Below are 14,362 nucleotides of genomic sequence, written 5' to 3'. Positions count from 1 at the left end.
GAGCCTATCGTGTCCCTTCGCAAGTACCAGAACCACACCCCCATGCTCGGTAAAGGCGCCTTTGTCGACAGCTCGGCGGTGGTGATCGGCGACATCGAAATAGGCGAAGACAGCTCGGTCTGGCCGCTGACCGTGATTCGCGGCGACATGCACCGCATCCGCATTGGCCAGCGCACCAGCGTGCAGGATGGCTGCGTGCTGCACATTACCCACGCCGGGCCCTTCAACCCCGACGGTTTCCCGCTGTTGATCGGCGACGACGTGACCATCGCCCACAAAGTCATGCTGCACGGCTGCTCCGTCGGCAACCGGGTCCTGATCGGCATGGGCAGCATCGTCATGGACGGCGCGGTGGTCGAAGACGAGGTGATCATCGGCGCTGGCAGCCTGGTGCCACCGGGAAAACGCCTGGAAAGCGGTTTCCTCTATGTCGGCAGCCCGGTGAAACAGATCCGTCCACTGACTGACAAGGAACGGGCGTTTTTCACCTACAGCGCAGCGAATTACGTGAAGCTCAAAGACCTGCATCTGGCCGAAGGCTACGACCAGCTCTGACTTAGGCAGACTCACTCAGGAATCTTCATGCATTACCAAACCGTTTTATTCGACCTCGATGGCACCCTGACCGACCCGCGTGAGGGCATCACTCGCTCGATCCAGTTCGCCTTGAGCAAACTGGAGATCGACGAGCCTGACCTGACCAAGCTCGAACACTTCATCGGCCCGCCGTTGCTGCAAGCCTTCATGCAGTTCTACGACTTCGACGAGCCCAAGGCCTGGGAGGCGGTGAATTTCTATCGCGAGCGCTTCAAGGTTACCGGCCTGTACGAAAACCGCGTATTCGACGGTGTCATGCCATTGCTGGAAACCCTTGATGGGCAAGGGCGGCAGCTGTATATCGCGACGTCGAAGCCGTGGGTTTTCGCCCGGGAAATCGCCCGGCACTTCGGTTTCGATCGGCACTTCAAAGTGATCTACGGCAGCGAACTGGATGGCACCCGCACCGATAAGGTCGAGCTGATTGCCCATTTGATGGCCGAAGAAGGCCTGGCCCCGGCCACCACACTGATGATCGGCGACCGCAAACACGACCTGATCGGCGCCAGGCGCAACGGTCTGGACGCAGCGGCGGTGGGTTATGGCTTCGGCAGCCACGAAGAATTGAGCGCCGAACAGCCGGCGTATCACTTCGAGACACTGGCCGAGTTGCATCAGGCGTTTTTGCGGGGCTAACCGCTGGACCGCTTTTGTGGCGAGGGAGCTTGCTCCCGCCCGCCGGTCCGCGCTCGGGCGCAGCAGTCGTAACCTGTGGAAGGTGTTCAACTTGAAACACCGTGCCGCATGATATTGGGGTCGCTGCGCGACCCAGCGGGAGCAAGCTCCCTCGCCACAGGGCTACTTGCCAGCCAACGCTTTCAGCGCTGCCTTGCGCTGCTCAACCGGCAGCGCCCCCAATTTCTCCACCGCCGCATAAAACTTCAGCCAATCTCCACCCGACTGTTTGAACACTTCGGAAAACGCCGGCACCCACTGGTCATAGAGTCCGAATGGCAGCAGCCGGGCGTTGTTCATCGGCGCATTGATCCAGGCATCAAAGCGCTTGTCGCCGGCCCATTGACTGTTGCGCAGGGCCCGATAATCGCTGCGCAAACGTTCGAACTCGGCGGCTTTACGCTGGCGCATCTGTTCAGTCGCAAGGGGCAATGCATAGAGTTTTTCGAGTCGCGTACGGGTGCCCAGAATCAGCCGGGTGAATTGATCACGTTGCTGCTCTTGAGCCTTGCCGGCCGGCGGTAAACCGCGAGCTGCAAGCCATTGGCGGGTGCCTTCCTGTTCGACGAAGGTGGCGAAAGACTCGTTGAACTCCGTGTCGTCCTTCACATAAAACCGCTGATGCGCCAGTTCGTGAAAAATCAGCGTCGCCAGACGCTCGTCACCCCAGTTCATCATTGAACTGATGATCGGGTCGTTGAACCAGCCCAAGGTCGAATAGGCTTCAACACCGCTGATCGACACATCCATGCCCTGCAGGCGCAGCAGCGCAGCGTTGCCTCGCGCGGCGCTCTGGCTGTAGTACCCGCGATAGGCCACGCACCCGGCAATCGGAAAGCAATGATTCTGCGGCTTGAGGGAAAACTCCGGCGTGGCGAACACATTCCACACCACATACGGTCGGCCGATATCGGCATAGAGGCGATAACTTTTGTTATCTGGCAGGTGCAACTGCTGACTCGCGAACTCGCGGGCCTTTTGCGACTGGGCCAGGTGCGCGCGCAGTTTCGCGTCACGCGCAGGGTCGGCAACCACCTCGCTCACCGGCTCACGCGCGCGCAGCAATTGCCACTGACCGCGGGCCAACTGGCCGTAGTAATTGACGCTCGAGCAACCGTTCAGCAACAAAAGCAACGCGGCCGGAAACAAAACGCGCAAAACGCGATCAAGTAACCGATGGCTTGAAAGCAGCCTGATCACATCAAATCATCCTTGGGGAGTCTGCCCGCAAGACTATCTCGCCTGACTGGAGCTTCGCTATGCGCGCGTTATTGCTGACTGCAAACCTGCTGATGCTGGCTGGCTGTGTTGGACTGCCCCAACCCGACCCGGCTCAAGCCTGGATAGACCTTGGGCCCCATCAACATGACACTGTGTTGCAAGCGATGGAAGTGGACGCCAAGGCCACCGCCGATAAACGCTACTTCCAGGTTCCACCGGGCAGCCATGAGTTGAAGGTGCGTTATCAGTTCGCGGTAGAACCAACGAATATCGGCCCCGACGCCGAACCGCTGTGGCGCGATTGCCGGTTAAGTGTGAAGTTCAACGACTTCAGTGCCGGCCAGCGATATCAACTGCAAGCGGGGAATATCGGCTTCCGGCCGTGGGCCAAACTCTATGATCAGCAGCGCAAAGTCGTTGGCCAAGCGCATCTGGCAGGCTGCCAACGAACCTGATCGGCGCTATGATTAATACCTGACCGCCCGGAAATTGATCATGCGCAGAATTCTGCTTTTTCTCGCCATCAGCTCGCTGGCCGGCTGTATGACCCCGTTGCCTGCTGCCAACCCGAACATGGCCTGGGTCGACTTCGCCATGCCGACGCCCGGGGGCAAAGTCCTCATGGCCGAGAGCCTGGACAATAAGCGCCTGAAAGACGGGCGATTCTTCCAGGTCACACCCGGCAGCCATGAATTGAAGGTTCGCTTCGACTTCGAGCAGTTTTACGGAGGTTTTGGCATGGACTTCGACTCGCCAAACCGACTGTGCTATTTGACCGTGCGCTACGATCATTTCGAAGCCGGACAACGTTACCTGCTCGAAGCTCGCTCGCTGACCACCACGCCCAGCGCCCGGCTGTATAACGCCAAGCGCGAGCTCGTCGCAGAAGAGAGTCAGACTTTTTGCATCCCGTAAGACGGATTATCTGTCGTTCTTCTGATAGATGATTTTCTTCGTTCCGCCTTCACACGTGCCGACCACCATGTTCTGGTCGTGCACTTCGTCATTGGTGACGATCTCCAGGGTGTAGGACGATACGTTATTGGCCTGGATCTTGGATTCGATCTCGGCCTTGAGTTCTTCGCACGATTTGGGGGCCGCCAGGACCGATGTGGCCAGCACGCTGCAGATAACCGCCAAGGCAAAACGTTTCATGGTTGAAGCTCCCTTTAGGCAGCGCGCACAGTTATGCGCTGAAGCTGCTGTCACTTATTCGACCACAGTTTCACCCGGCGAGTTCTGATTTGAAGCAGCTGGCGTGCCAGCTGCTTCGGGGAGCGGTCAACTTACAAGCGTCGCATCAAGCGTGATTTTGGCGTTCAGCACTTTGGACACCGGGCAGCCCTCTTTGGCTTTTTTGCTCAGTTCTTCGAACTGCTGCTGGCTGGCGCCGGGGATTTTCGCTTTGAGCGTCAGGTGCACGGCGGTGATCGCAAAACCACCGTCGACCTGATCCAGCGTCACCTCGGCCTGGGTGTCGATCGTGTCGGCCTTGAGGCCAGCCTCACCGAGAATCATTGAAAATGCCATGGAGAAACAACCCGCATGAGCGGCGCCGATCAGCTCTTCCGGGTTGGTGCCGGGGCCGCCTTCAAAACGCGCCTTGAAGCCATAAGGTGCATTTTTCAGGACCCCGGTTTCGGTCGAGATAGAACCCAGGCCGGTTTTCAGATCACCAACCCAATGCGCTGATGCTTTCTTTTTGATACTCATCTCTGCCTCCTCAAAATCCGGCGCGAAGGGTCGCGCCTTCATGGTTTTCGGTTGCCAGGGTTCTGAGGATAGAAGACTGGGCAAAGTTCACCTTGTCGGATCGAACCACTTATCTGGTCGGCAAATTCATGTCTGCTATTGAAACTCGGGTATATGCCCACATTGCATAGAACACGCTCATGCATTCGGCAGGTTTTCGTTGGTGAGAAAAGCCTGCGTACCCTCATTGGAGAAGCCGGCTTATGAAACAACTGTCCGATATCAAGTTCTCGACGCTGGACCTGGTGCCCGTTCGCGAGAACGGCAGCCCCGCGCAATCGCTACGCAACTCGCTGGACCTGGCGCAACACGTGGAGAAGTGGGGCTACAACCGTTTCTGGGTCGCCGAACACCACAATATGGATGGCATCGCCAGTTCCGCGACTTCCGTACTGCTTGGCTATCTGGCCGGCGGGACGTCGAGCATTCGTGTCGGTTCCGGTGGCGTGATGCTACCCAACCATGCGCCGCTGGTGATCGCCGAACAATTCGGCACCCTCGAAAGCCTCTATCCGGGGCGAATCGACCTCGGCCTGGGTCGCGCACCGGGCTCCGATCAGATGACCGCCCGCGCCTTGCGCCGTGAACGCTCCGGCAGCGCCGACGATTTCCCCGAAGACGTCGCCGAACTGGTGCGCTACCTGGGCCCACGCACACCGGACCAGCGCATTATCGCGATGCCCGGCACCGGCACCCATGTGCCGGTCTGGCTGCTGGGCTCCAGCCTGTTCAGCGCGCAACTGGCCGGCGAGCGCGGTTTGCCTTACGCCTTCGCCTCGCATTTCGCACCGCGTTATATGCATGAAGCGATTCGGGTTTACCGCAATCACTTCAAGCCTTCAGCCGTACTGGATAAACCCTACGTGATGCTGGGCGTGCCGCTGGTAGCCGCCGACACCGACGAACAAGCCGATTACCTGGCAACCTCGGTCTACCAACGAATCCTGGCGCTGATGCGCGGCCAAAGCCTGGTTCAACGGCCACCGGTAAAAACCATGGACGGCCTGTGGTTGCCCCATGAGAGAGAAGCCGTCGGTGATTTTCTCGGTCTGGCCATGGTCGGCAGCCCGGCGAAAATTCGCGGCAAACTTGAAGTGCTGATCGAGCAGACTCAAGCCGACGAGTTGATCTTCACCTGTGACCTGTACGAACACGCTGATCGCCTGCATTCCTACGAACTGCTGGCGCAAGTGATGAAGGGCTAAGTCTCGGACAATGCCTACAAAAAAGCCGACGCCATGGCGTCGGCTTTATTACATAAACAGCTGACTCAACCTACTTCTTGTAGACGATGACCTTCTTGCCTGCCTCGCACTTGCCGACCACTTTGCCGCCCGCGGCCGCGCCTTTATCAACGATTTCCAGCGAATAGTTTTTGGAGCCCTTGGCGTCGATTTTTGCCGCAATTTCGCTTTTCAGCTCTTCGCACGGTTTGCCCGCCGCAAAGGTGGTTCCCGCAATGCTCAACAAACCCACCGCCAAAATAAATTTCTTCATCGGTAACATTCCCTGGTCGGATCAAAAGGGGTAAGCGTTAACACTCGGGCGCCTTCCGCCCAAGACGAAGTAGCGCTTTGCCATTCCCTATGGCAATCGGCCAGCGCACAAGTTCAGAAGCCTAGCTCAACCTCAGCTATTGGCAATCCGGAACCCGACTTTGAGCGTGACCTGAAAGTGTGCCGCCTTGCCGTCCTTGATGTGCCCCCGGGTTTCGGTAACCTCGAACCACTCCATGAGCTTGATGCTTTTGCTGGCCTCGGCCAATGCATTGTTGATGGCATCTTCAATGCTGGTAGGGGACGAGCCAACCAGCTCGACTTTCTTGTAAGTGTGATGGTCAGTCATGGCGTTCTCCTGGAATTGTGATTAGAGCCTAGCAGCGATTGTCGGTATTTCTTCTGTCGTTGAAGGTTCAAAATGAATGCACTTTCCCGAACCGTTGGAGTCCCAACCAACATACGCACTCAATCAAAGAAGGAGAGTCACCATGGCCATCACCTCGTTGCGTAAAGCGTCATTGCAAAGCATGGAAGCCGAGATCGAAAGTCTGCTCAAGTCGCTGGAAAGCTTGAAGAGTGATACCTCGGACGAGTCGCTGAAAACTCTCAAGGCCCTCAAAAACAACGCCGAGAACGCACTGAAACACTCGCGCCACCTGCTCAGCGATGCGTACGAAGAAGTCAAAGTCAAAACCCGCGAAACCGGGATCGCCACCCGCGATTACGCCCAGGAACACCCATGGACTACCGCTAGCGTCGCGGTCGGTGCCTTGGGTTTGGTGGCGGCGTATCTGCTGTACAAACGCGGCCATTAAGGCTGGCGCAGCTCGTTTTTCAGCCACTGCGCCAACTGCCGAGCGCGCCCGTCTGCGGCGCGCTTGGGTAGCCACAACGCCAGTTGCGCCGGGGTTTCACTGAAACCCCACGGCGCAACCAGGCGACCGGCCGTCAAGTCCTCGGCCACCAGCGGCTCAGGGGCAATCGCCACACCCAGCCCGGCCACCGCCGCCTCCAGCAAATAATACAAATGCTCGAAACCTTGCCCGAACTTCAGCGCCTTGGCGTCGAGGTCGTTGCGCTGCGCCCAACTGGGCCAGGCTTGCGGACGTGAAGTGGTGTGCAACAAGGATTGGTTGAGCAGCGCAGCCGCCGGCGCCTGGCGCAGGCTGTCGTAACTGGCAAAGCGAGGGCTCAATACCGGGCCTATGCGCTCGCTGGCCAATTCATAAACCTGCATGTCCGCAGGCCACGGCGGCTCGGCAAACACCAGCAAGGCATCGAGCCCCGGCCGTCGTGGGTCAAGATCGCCTTCACCCGCCGATAGGTGCAAGCGCAAATCCGGCAGGTCGGCATTCAACCGGCCCAGACGTGGGATGAACCAGCGCGCCAGCAAACTGCCAGAGCAGCCGAGCACGAACGGCGCGTCGGCGTGACCTTGCGTCAGTTCACCACAAACGGTGCGCAAACGCTCGAAGGCCTCGCTGCTGACATCGCGTAAGCGCACGCCGGCATCTGTGAGTTTCAGGCCGCGCCCATCCTTGACGAACAGGTTCACCCCCAGATGCTCCTCCAGCACTTTCAACTGCCGGCTGACCGCGCCGTGGGTCACGTGCAGTTGCTCCGCAGCCTGGCTGACGCTGTTCAGGCGGGCAGTGGCTTCGAAGGCGCGCAGGGCGTTCAGCGGGGGGAGGTCGTGGCTCATGGGATCTGTGAGTTTTCCTGACAGGTTACGGCGATCTTATCGGTTTTCAGCTTGGAACGTCAGGGGTAGAGTGAACGCCATTGCCACTTCACGTATTCAACTGGAGCGCCCCATGACCCAGACTAATCTGCGCAACGGCCCTGATGCCAACGGCCTGTTTGGCGCGTTCGGCGGCCGCTACGTTGCCGAGACCCTGATGCCGTTGATCCTCGACCTGGCCCGCGAATATGAAGCGGCCAAGGATGATCCAGCGTTCAAAGAACAATTGGCCTACTTCCAGCGCGACTACGTCGGCCGTCCAAGCCCACTGTACTTCGCCGAGCGCCTGACCGAGTTCTGCGGCGGCGCGAAGATCTACCTCAAGCGCGAGGAGCTGAACCACACCGGCGCGCACAAGATCAACAACTGCATCGGCCAGATCCTGCTGGCGCGGCGCATGGGCAAAAAACGCATCATCGCCGAGACCGGCGCCGGCATGCACGGCGTGGCGACTGCCACCGTGGCCGCGCGCTTTGGCCTCGATTGCGTGATCTACATGGGCACCACCGACATCGAGCGCCAACAGGCCAACGTGTTCCGCATGAAGCTGCTGGGCGCCGAAGTGATTCCCGTGGTTGCCGGCACCGGCACCCTGAAAGACGCGATGAACGAAGCCCTGCGTGACTGGGTGACCAACGTCGACAGCACCTTCTACCTGATCGGCACCGTGGCCGGCCCGCACCCTTATCCGGCAATGGTCCGCGACTTCCAGGCGGTGATCGGCAAGGAAACCCGCGAACAACTGCAAGCCAAGGAAGGACGCCTGCCGGACAGCCTGGTGGCGTGCATCGGTGGTGGTTCCAACGCCATGGGCCTGTTCCACCCGTTCCTCGATGACAAAAGCGTCGAAATCATCGGCGTTGAAGCGGCGGGTCATGGCATCGAAACCGGCAAACATGCGGCCAGCCTGAACGGCGGCGTACCGGGCGTGCTGCACGGCAACCGGACCTTCCTGCTGCAGGACGACGATGGCCAGATCATCGACGCTCACTCGATCTCCGCCGGCCTCGACTATCCGGGTATCGGCCCGGAACACGCCTGGTTGCATGACATCGGTCGCGTCCAGTACACCTCGGTGACTGACCACGAAGCCCTCGATGCCTTCCACAAATGCTGCCGCCTGGAAGGGATCATTCCTGCACTGGAAAGCGCCCACGCCCTGGCCGAAGTGTTCAAACGCGCACCGACCCTGCCGAAAGATCACCTGATGGTGGTCAACCTGTCCGGCCGTGGCGACAAAGACATGCAGACCGTCATGCACCACATGGAAAACTCTCAGCAGGAGAAACACTGATGAGCCGCCTGCAAACGCGCTTCGCCGAACTCAAAGAACAGAACCGCGCCGCCCTGGTGACCTTCGTCACTGCCGGCGACCCGAGCTATGACACCTCGCTGGCGATCCTCAAAGGCTTGCCAGCGGCGGGTGCCGACGTGATCGAACTGGGCATGCCCTTCACCGATCCGATGGCCGACGGCCCGGCGATCCAGCTCGCCAACATCCGCGCCTTGGGCGCTAAGCAGAACCTGGCGAAAACCCTGCAAATGGTTCGCGAGTTCCGCAAAGACAACAACCACACGCCGCTGGTGCTGATGGGTTACTTCAACCCGATTCATTACTACGGCGTACCGCGTTTCATCAACGATGCCAAGGAAGCCGGTGTCGATGGCCTGATCGTGGTCGACATGCCGCCTGAACATAACGCCGAGCTGTGCGACCCGGCGCAAGCGGCAGGCATCGACTTCATCCGCCTGACCACTCCGACCACCGATGACGTGCGTCTGCCGACGGTGCTCAATGGCAGTTCCGGTTTTGTGTACTACGTATCGGTGGCCGGTGTGACCGGTGCTGGCGCAGCGACCCTGGAACACGTCGAAGAAGCCGTGGCCCGTTTGCGGCGCCACACCGACCTGCCGATCAGCATCGGGTTCGGCATCCGCACACCAGAGCAAGCGGCGTCCATCGCCCGCCTGGCAGACGGCGTGGTGGTGGGTTCAGCGCTGATCGACCACATCGCTAACGCAACCACACCTGAGCAGGCCGTCGACGGCGTACTCGGCCTGTGCTCGGCGTTGTCCGAAGGTGTGCGTAAAGCCCGCGTCAGCTAAGAGTAAAGTTCCTGATACAGAGGAATTAAGTGCCCGGCACCGCAGACTAAATAGCAAGACCCAGGGGTTTGGAACCGAGTTCTGAGCCCCTTTTTTTTTTGCTGTGGATGCTCTGAGGAAGACCCAAATGAAAATGCCCAAACGCCTGATTGCCAGCCTGGGTGTATTGATGCTCAGCGCCACGCCCTTGCTCCACGTAAGCGCCGATGAACGCGACGATCATGATCGCGGCGGCCCGCGGTACGAGCATCGCGGCGATGATCACCGCGATCACCGCCCTGAATACAGACGGCCACCGCAGGACTTCGGTCCGGTGCGCGAAGTGATCCGCGTCAACCACGGGTATTTCGTCCGCGGTGCACCACCACCGCCAGGCGTTCGCTGGGTCAGAGGCCAACCCTTGCCGCGCGGCTACTACGGCGAGCGCTTGGACAGCCGAGCCCTCGAACACTTGCCGTACTACCCAGGTTACGAATGGCGACGCATGGGCGGTGACATCGTGCTGATCGCCATAGGCACCGGGGTGGTTTATGAAGTGCTGGAAGGCGTTTTGTACTAAATACCGTCCGTGGCGAGGGAGCTTGCTCCCGCTCGACTGCGTAGCAGTCGTAACTCAGCGACCTCGTCTTACCTGATGTAACCGGGTCGTTGAAGTTGGGGCCGCTTCGCGACCCAGCGGGAGCAAGCTCCCTCACCACGGGTTTGCACTGCGCTGAACAAATGTTCAAAAAATCGACAAATCCAATGGCCGGATCGCTCCCATCCAGATCGCATGGTCGGTGTGGTCGGCCAGGTCGTCGCCGGTATCCGGGTGCACAAACACCACTAGGCCTTTGCGATTAAGCGCCAGCCACGGCAGCACTTCGCCGAGCAGTTCCGGTGCGAAGGCCAATTGGCAGCTCCAGTCCGGGTGCGGGCCGACCAGCCGTTCGTGCACCCGGCCCATCTTCAGCGGAAACAACTGCGCAGCCTGCTCACACAGGGCTCGTGCCTGATCGATGGTGCTCGCGTCAAAGTACACATGGGCGTGGTAGCCCTTGATCCGTTGCATAGCGTTCTCGTGTCTCGGGATTCATTCCAACCGCAACGCTACACCGCAATCGACGGCAGGGCCAAACCTGTCAGCGACTCCGCGCTGCTCGCCTGTTCGGTCATCAGCCAGTCGACGAACTGCTGGATCAGCGCGCTGCGGCGTTTGCGCTGGGGCAGGACCACGTAATAGCCGAAGCTCGATATCGCCGTCTCGGCAATCGGTCGGCACAACAAACCTTGCGCCAGCAAGTTATCCACAAGGTGTCGCCAACCAATCGCCACGCCTTGGCCGCCAATCGCCGCTTGAATCAACAGCGTGTAGTTGTCGAAACGCAGCTGCCCCGGTGCAGGTGGGGTGGCGATGCCCAACGTGCGGAACACGCCGCTCCAGTCGAACCAGTGGCTGCTGTTTTCGCCGCGCAAATGCAGTAGCGGCAATTCCTGCAAGGCATGGGCGGGCAGGGGCGCGGTGCGGTCTTTGAGCAGCAGCGGGCTGCACACCGGGAACACTTCTTCACTGAACAGCCAATGGCTTTCGCCCTGTTTGAAACGCCCATCGCCAAACAGCACGGCCACATCGATGTCAGTGCGCAGCATGTTGTGGCTGCGTTCGCTGGTCACCAGGCTGACGTCCACCTGTGGATTGGCTTGGTGGAAGCGGTGCAAACGCGGCATCAGCCAATAGGCGGCGAAGGCGAAGTCGGTGGCCACCTGCAACACCTCGTGCTGATGCTGGGCGCTGATCGCATTCAGCCCAGCGTCGATGCTCTGCAAACCGGCCTGCACCTGCTCGAACAGAATCGCCCCGGCCTCGGTCAACTCGATGCCTCGGTAAATGCGGTCGAACAGCCGCGTACCGAGTTGCTCCTCCAACCGTTTGATCTGCTGGCTGACAGCGGGCTGCGTGGTGCCGAGCTCCACCGCCGCAGCGGTAAAGCTGCGATGACGTGCTGCGGCTTCAAAGGCGCGAAACAGGTCTAGGGACAAATCACCAAGGGCGTCATACATAAGCTCTGCTTATCCTAGTCATTGCCGGGCGTGGGCTTTACCACGAAGTGCGTGGGCTACATCCTCGATCACAGCACTTTCGCATAACTCCTCACTATGGAATGCCGCGATCACATGAAGCGCAAGAACATTCTTTTCATCATGGCTGATCAAATGGCTGCGCCCCTGTTGCCGTTCTACCGCCCATCGCCGATCAAGCTGCCCAACCTGAGCCGCCTGGCTGCGCAAGGCGTGGTGTTCGACGCCGCGTATTGCAATAGCCCGTTGTGCGCACCTTCGCGGTTCACCCTGGTCAGCGGCCAGTTGCCGAGCAAGATCGGCGCCTACGACAACGCAGCGGATTTCCCAGCAGACGTGCCGACCTATGCCCACTACCTGCGGCGCCTCGGCTACCGCACCGCACTGTCCGGCAAGATGCACTTCTGTGGCCCGGATCAGTTGCATGGCTACGAAGAACGCCTGACCAGCGACATCTACCCGGCTGACTACGGCTGGGCAGTGAACTGGGATGAACCGGACGTACGCCCGAGCTGGTATCACAACATGTCCTCGGTGCTGCAGGCCGGGCCCTGCGTGCGCACCAATCAACTGGATTTCGACGAAGAGGTGGTGTTCAAGGCCCAGCAGTACCTGTTCGATCACATCCGCGAAGACGGCGATCAGCCGTTCTGCCTGACCGTGTCGATGACTCACCCACACGATCCGTACACCATTCCCAAAGCCTTTTGGGACCTGTACGACGACAAAGACATCCCGCTGCCGGAAACCCCGGCGCAAACCGATCTCGATCCGCATTCCCAGCGTCTGCTCAAGGTTTACGATCTGTGGGGCAAGCCGCTGCCTGTGGATAAGATTCGCGATGCGCGCCGCGCCTATTTCGGTGCGTGCAGCTATATCGACAGCAACGTCGGCAAACTTCTGCAAACCCTCGAGGATACGGGGCTGATCGACGACACCATCATTGTCTTCTCCGGTGACCACGGCGACATGCTCGGTGAGCGTGGGCTCTGGTACAAAATGCACTGGTTCGAAATGGCCGCCCGCGTGCCGCTGCTGGTCAGCGCACCGGGGCAGTTCGCGGCCGGGCGAGTCAGTGCCGCGGTGTCCACCGCCGATCTGCTGCCGACCCTGGTGGAACTGGCCGGCGGCACGTTGGAGCCCGGCTTGCCACTGGACGGTCGCTCGCTGGTGCCGCACCTGCAAGGGCAGGGCGGACACGACGAAGTGTTTGGTGAATACATGGCCGAAGGCACCATCAGTCCGCTGATGATGATCCGCCGTGGCGCGTACAAATTCATCTACAGCGAAGACGATCCGTGCCTGCTTTTCGACGTGCACAACGATCCGCATGAACAGGAAGAACTCAGCCAATCCATGCAACATCGCCAGTTGTTCGACGATTTTCTCGCCGAAGCACGGGCTAAATGGAACATTCCGGCGATTCACCAACAAGTGCTCGCCAGCCAGCGTCGACGACGTTTCGTCGCCCAGGCGCTGACGCTCGGCAAGCTGAAGAGCTGGGACCACCAGCCGTTGGTCGATGCCAGTCAGCAGTACATGCGCAACCACATCGACCTCGATGATCTGGAGCGCAAAGCACGTTATCCACAACCCTGCCAAAACCAATAACGTAAGGGGAAGAACATGCAAAAGTTATCCACAGTACTGACGGCGGGGCTGCTGGCCTTGAGCAGCGTTTCGGCCTACGCCGAGCAAAGTTGCGACACGGTAAAAATGGCGGACCCGGGCTGGAGCGACATTGCCGCGACCAACGCCATCACCGGTTTCCTGCTTGAAGGCATGGGCTACAAGGCCAAGGTCGACACCTTGGCGGTGCCGATCACTTTTGGCGGGCTCAAGGACGGCCAGGTCGATGTGTTCCTGGGTAACTGGATGCCGGCGCAGCAGGGCTTCTACGACAAATTCGTGGCCAATGGCGATGTCACCCAGCTGTCGAAGAACCTCGACGGCACCGAGTTCACCCTGGCCGTTCCCGACTACGTGTGGGACGCCGGTGTGCATAACTTTGCCGACCTGAATAAATACGCCGACAAGTTCGACAAGAAGATCTACGGCATCGGCTCCGGAGCCCCGGCGAACATCTCGCTGCAAGAGATCATCAAGAAGAACGATTTCGATCTCGGCCAATGGAAGCTGATCGAATCCAGCGAACAGGCAATGCTCGCAGAAGTGTCCCGCGCGGTGAAAAAGCAGAAGTTCGTGACCTTCCTCGGCTGGACCCCGCACCCGATGAACGTGCAGCTGAAAATGCATTACCTGAAGGGCGGCGAGAAATACTTCGGCGACACCGGCAGCGTCCACACCCTGACCCGCAAAGGTTATGCACAGGCCTGCCCGAACGTCGGCAAACTGCTGACCAACCTGAGCTTCACCCAGGAGATGGAGAACAGCATCATGGCCGAAGTGGTCAACAAGAAGCTCAGCAACGCCGACGCGGCGAAGGCGTGGATCAAGGCCAATCCGGCGGTCCTCGATAAATGGCTTGATGGCGTGAAGACCGTGGATGGGAAGGATGCGTTGCCAGCAGTTAGGGCGAAGCTTTGATGGGGTGATCTGGCGTGCGGTGTATACGTCAAGATCCACCCCTCACCCCAGCCCTCTCCCCACAGGGGAGAGGGGAAAGGGAGCCGATATCCACAATGCTGTTCACTTAAGCCGATGTTTCAGGCACAACCGCAGTTGTGGCGAGGGAGCTTGCTCCCGCTGGGGC

Annotated in this window: 19 protein-coding genes; 11 read left to right on the top strand and 8 right to left on the bottom strand. The window is 59.6% G+C overall.

The features are described 5' to 3' along the window. Positions 1–9 precede the first annotated feature (9 nt). Positions 10–555, top strand: a complete 546-nt coding sequence (locus KRR23_RS26565) for a gamma carbonic anhydrase family protein (protein WP_216744858.1) — start codon at positions 10–12, stop codon at positions 553–555. A gap of 27 nt (positions 556–582) precedes the next feature. After that, positions 583–1,233: an HAD family hydrolase gene (locus KRR23_RS26560; protein WP_216744857.1), complete on the top strand. Its 651-nt coding sequence runs from the start codon at positions 583–585 to the stop codon at positions 1,231–1,233. Between the two features lie 162 nt (positions 1,234–1,395). Here KRR23_RS26560 and KRR23_RS26555 read toward each other — a convergent pair whose 3' ends face one another. Then, complete coding sequence (locus KRR23_RS26555) at positions 1,396–2,472, bottom strand: aminopeptidase (RefSeq protein ID WP_216744856.1); 1,077 nt, start codon at positions 2,470–2,472, stop codon at positions 1,396–1,398. A gap of 59 nt (positions 2,473–2,531) precedes the next feature. On the opposite strand from KRR23_RS26555, the gene KRR23_RS26550 reads away from it, so the two are divergent. Together KRR23_RS26550 and KRR23_RS26545 are read left to right on the top strand one after the other, a co-directional pair. After that, a complete protein-coding gene (locus KRR23_RS26550; RefSeq protein ID WP_216744855.1) occupies positions 2,532–2,948 on the top strand; it encodes a hypothetical protein in 417 nt (138 codons plus the stop codon). Positions 2,949–2,988: 40 nt separating this feature from the next. Then, positions 2,989–3,408: a hypothetical protein gene (locus KRR23_RS26545; RefSeq protein WP_216744854.1), complete on the top strand. Its 420-nt coding sequence runs from the start codon at positions 2,989–2,991 to the stop codon at positions 3,406–3,408. Between the two features lie 6 nt (positions 3,409–3,414). On the opposite strand, the gene KRR23_RS26540 is transcribed toward KRR23_RS26545, so the two are convergent. Then, complete coding sequence (locus tag KRR23_RS26540) at positions 3,415–3,648, bottom strand: DUF1161 domain-containing protein (protein ID WP_216744853.1); 234 nt, start codon at positions 3,646–3,648, stop codon at positions 3,415–3,417. A 126-nt stretch (positions 3,649–3,774) separates the two neighbouring features. After that, positions 3,775–4,206: an OsmC family protein gene (locus KRR23_RS26535; protein WP_216744852.1), complete on the bottom strand. Its 432-nt coding sequence runs from the start codon at positions 4,204–4,206 to the stop codon at positions 3,775–3,777. A 242-nt stretch (positions 4,207–4,448) separates the two neighbouring features. Between KRR23_RS26535 and KRR23_RS26530 the strand changes: the two genes are divergently transcribed. Next, positions 4,449–5,450 carry an LLM class flavin-dependent oxidoreductase gene (locus tag KRR23_RS26530; RefSeq protein ID WP_216744851.1) on the top strand — a complete coding sequence of 334 codons (1,002 nt, stop codon included), beginning with the start codon at positions 4,449–4,451 and terminating at the stop codon, positions 5,448–5,450. A 70-nt stretch (positions 5,451–5,520) separates the two neighbouring features. Here KRR23_RS26530 and KRR23_RS26525 read toward each other — a convergent pair whose 3' ends face one another. Further along, entirely contained in the window at positions 5,521–5,742 is a 222-nt protein-coding gene (locus tag KRR23_RS26525) for a DUF1161 domain-containing protein (RefSeq protein WP_054594911.1), read from the bottom strand. A gap of 132 nt (positions 5,743–5,874) precedes the next feature. Then, positions 5,875–6,090 carry a dodecin gene (locus tag KRR23_RS26520; protein WP_054594910.1) on the bottom strand — a complete coding sequence of 72 codons (216 nt, stop codon included), beginning with the start codon at positions 6,088–6,090 and terminating at the stop codon, positions 5,875–5,877. A 142-nt stretch (positions 6,091–6,232) separates the two neighbouring features. On the opposite strand from KRR23_RS26520, the gene KRR23_RS26515 reads away from it, so the two are divergent. Then, positions 6,233–6,559 carry a YqjD family protein gene (locus KRR23_RS26515; protein ID WP_103314885.1) on the top strand — a complete coding sequence of 109 codons (327 nt, stop codon included), beginning with the start codon at positions 6,233–6,235 and terminating at the stop codon, positions 6,557–6,559. Here the strand turns inward: KRR23_RS26515 and KRR23_RS26510 are convergent. After that, positions 6,556–7,446, bottom strand: coding sequence for a LysR family transcriptional regulator (locus KRR23_RS26510; RefSeq protein WP_216744850.1), 891 nt, complete (start codon positions 7,444–7,446; stop codon positions 6,556–6,558). The genes KRR23_RS26515 and KRR23_RS26510 overlap by 4 nt on opposite strands. 112 nt (positions 7,447–7,558) lie before the next feature. Between KRR23_RS26510 and trpB the strand changes: the two genes are divergently transcribed. The 3 genes from trpB (at position 7,559) to KRR23_RS26495 (ending at position 10,150) form a co-directional block, all read left to right on the top strand. Then, positions 7,559–8,779, top strand: coding sequence for a tryptophan synthase subunit beta (trpB, locus tag KRR23_RS26505; RefSeq protein ID WP_216744849.1), 1,221 nt, complete (start codon positions 7,559–7,561; stop codon positions 8,777–8,779). Continuing rightward, positions 8,779–9,591, top strand: a complete 813-nt coding sequence (gene trpA, locus KRR23_RS26500; RefSeq protein ID WP_216744848.1) for a tryptophan synthase subunit alpha — start codon at positions 8,779–8,781, stop codon at positions 9,589–9,591. The genes trpB and trpA overlap by 1 nt, the downstream gene beginning before the upstream one ends. A gap of 127 nt (positions 9,592–9,718) precedes the next feature. After that, the gene (locus tag KRR23_RS26495) at positions 9,719–10,150 is read left to right on the top strand and encodes an anti-virulence regulator CigR family protein (protein WP_216744847.1); all 432 of its coding nucleotides are present in this window, start codon (positions 9,719–9,721) and stop codon (positions 10,148–10,150) included. A gap of 165 nt (positions 10,151–10,315) precedes the next feature. On the opposite strand, the gene KRR23_RS26490 is transcribed toward KRR23_RS26495, so the two are convergent. Beyond that, positions 10,316–10,642: a DOPA 4,5-dioxygenase family protein gene (locus KRR23_RS26490; RefSeq protein WP_216744846.1), complete on the bottom strand. Its 327-nt coding sequence runs from the start codon at positions 10,640–10,642 to the stop codon at positions 10,316–10,318. 38 nt (positions 10,643–10,680) lie between these two features. Continuing rightward, positions 10,681–11,631: a LysR family transcriptional regulator gene (locus KRR23_RS26485; RefSeq protein ID WP_216744845.1), complete on the bottom strand. Its 951-nt coding sequence runs from the start codon at positions 11,629–11,631 to the stop codon at positions 10,681–10,683. A 114-nt stretch (positions 11,632–11,745) separates the two neighbouring features. Here KRR23_RS26485 and betC point away from each other — a divergent pair, with 114 nt between their 5' ends. Both betC and choX read left to right on the top strand, forming a co-directional pair. After that, positions 11,746–13,260, top strand: a complete 1,515-nt coding sequence (gene betC, locus KRR23_RS26480; protein WP_216744844.1) for a choline-sulfatase — start codon at positions 11,746–11,748, stop codon at positions 13,258–13,260. Positions 13,261–13,275: 15 nt separating this feature from the next. Continuing rightward, the gene (gene choX / locus KRR23_RS26475; protein WP_216744843.1) at positions 13,276–14,196 is read left to right on the top strand and encodes a choline ABC transporter substrate-binding protein; all 921 of its coding nucleotides are present in this window, start codon (positions 13,276–13,278) and stop codon (positions 14,194–14,196) included. Positions 14,197–14,362: the final 166 nt, after the last annotated feature.

This window comes from Pseudomonas sp. CVAP#3 (assembly GCF_018986375.1).
Lineage (GTDB): Bacteria > Pseudomonadota > Gammaproteobacteria > Pseudomonadales > Pseudomonadaceae > Aquipseudomonas > Aquipseudomonas helvetica.
This window is presented reverse-complemented; position numbering and strand designations above follow the sequence as displayed.

Excerpts from the sequence above, each read along its gene's own strand:
- KRR23_RS26560 (WP_216744857.1), top strand. The coding sequence starts at position 583 with ATGCATTACCAAACCGTTTTATTCGACCTCGATGGCACCCTGACCGAC.
- KRR23_RS26550 (WP_216744855.1), top strand. The coding sequence starts at position 2,532 with ATGCGCGCGTTATTGCTGACTGCAAACCTGCTGATGCTGGCTGGCTGT.
- KRR23_RS26545 (WP_216744854.1), top strand. The coding sequence starts at position 2,989 with ATGCGCAGAATTCTGCTTTTTCTCGCCATCAGCTCGCTGGCCGGCTGT.
- KRR23_RS26540 (WP_216744853.1), bottom strand. The coding sequence starts at position 3,648 with ATGAAACGTTTTGCCTTGGCGGTTATCTGCAGCGTGCTGGCCACATCG.
- KRR23_RS26535 (WP_216744852.1), bottom strand. The coding sequence starts at position 4,206 with ATGAGTATCAAAAAGAAAGCATCAGCGCATTGGGTTGGTGATCTGAAA.
- KRR23_RS26530 (WP_216744851.1), top strand. The coding sequence starts at position 4,449 with ATGAAACAACTGTCCGATATCAAGTTCTCGACGCTGGACCTGGTGCCC.
- KRR23_RS26525 (WP_054594911.1), bottom strand. The coding sequence starts at position 5,742 with ATGAAGAAATTTATTTTGGCGGTGGGTTTGTTGAGCATTGCGGGAACC.
- KRR23_RS26520 (WP_054594910.1), bottom strand. The coding sequence starts at position 6,090 with ATGACTGACCATCACACTTACAAGAAAGTCGAGCTGGTTGGCTCGTCC.
- KRR23_RS26515 (WP_103314885.1), top strand. The coding sequence starts at position 6,233 with ATGGCCATCACCTCGTTGCGTAAAGCGTCATTGCAAAGCATGGAAGCC.
- KRR23_RS26510 (WP_216744850.1), bottom strand. The coding sequence starts at position 7,446 with ATGAGCCACGACCTCCCCCCGCTGAACGCCCTGCGCGCCTTCGAAGCC.
- trpB (WP_216744849.1), top strand. The coding sequence starts at position 7,559 with ATGACCCAGACTAATCTGCGCAACGGCCCTGATGCCAACGGCCTGTTT.
- trpA (WP_216744848.1), top strand. The coding sequence starts at position 8,779 with ATGAGCCGCCTGCAAACGCGCTTCGCCGAACTCAAAGAACAGAACCGC.
- KRR23_RS26495 (WP_216744847.1), top strand. The coding sequence starts at position 9,719 with ATGAAAATGCCCAAACGCCTGATTGCCAGCCTGGGTGTATTGATGCTC.
- KRR23_RS26490 (WP_216744846.1), bottom strand. The coding sequence starts at position 10,642 with ATGCAACGGATCAAGGGCTACCACGCCCATGTGTACTTTGACGCGAGC.
- KRR23_RS26485 (WP_216744845.1), bottom strand. The coding sequence starts at position 11,631 with ATGTATGACGCCCTTGGTGATTTGTCCCTAGACCTGTTTCGCGCCTTT.
- betC (WP_216744844.1), top strand. The coding sequence starts at position 11,746 with ATGAAGCGCAAGAACATTCTTTTCATCATGGCTGATCAAATGGCTGCG.
- choX (WP_216744843.1), top strand. The coding sequence starts at position 13,276 with ATGCAAAAGTTATCCACAGTACTGACGGCGGGGCTGCTGGCCTTGAGC.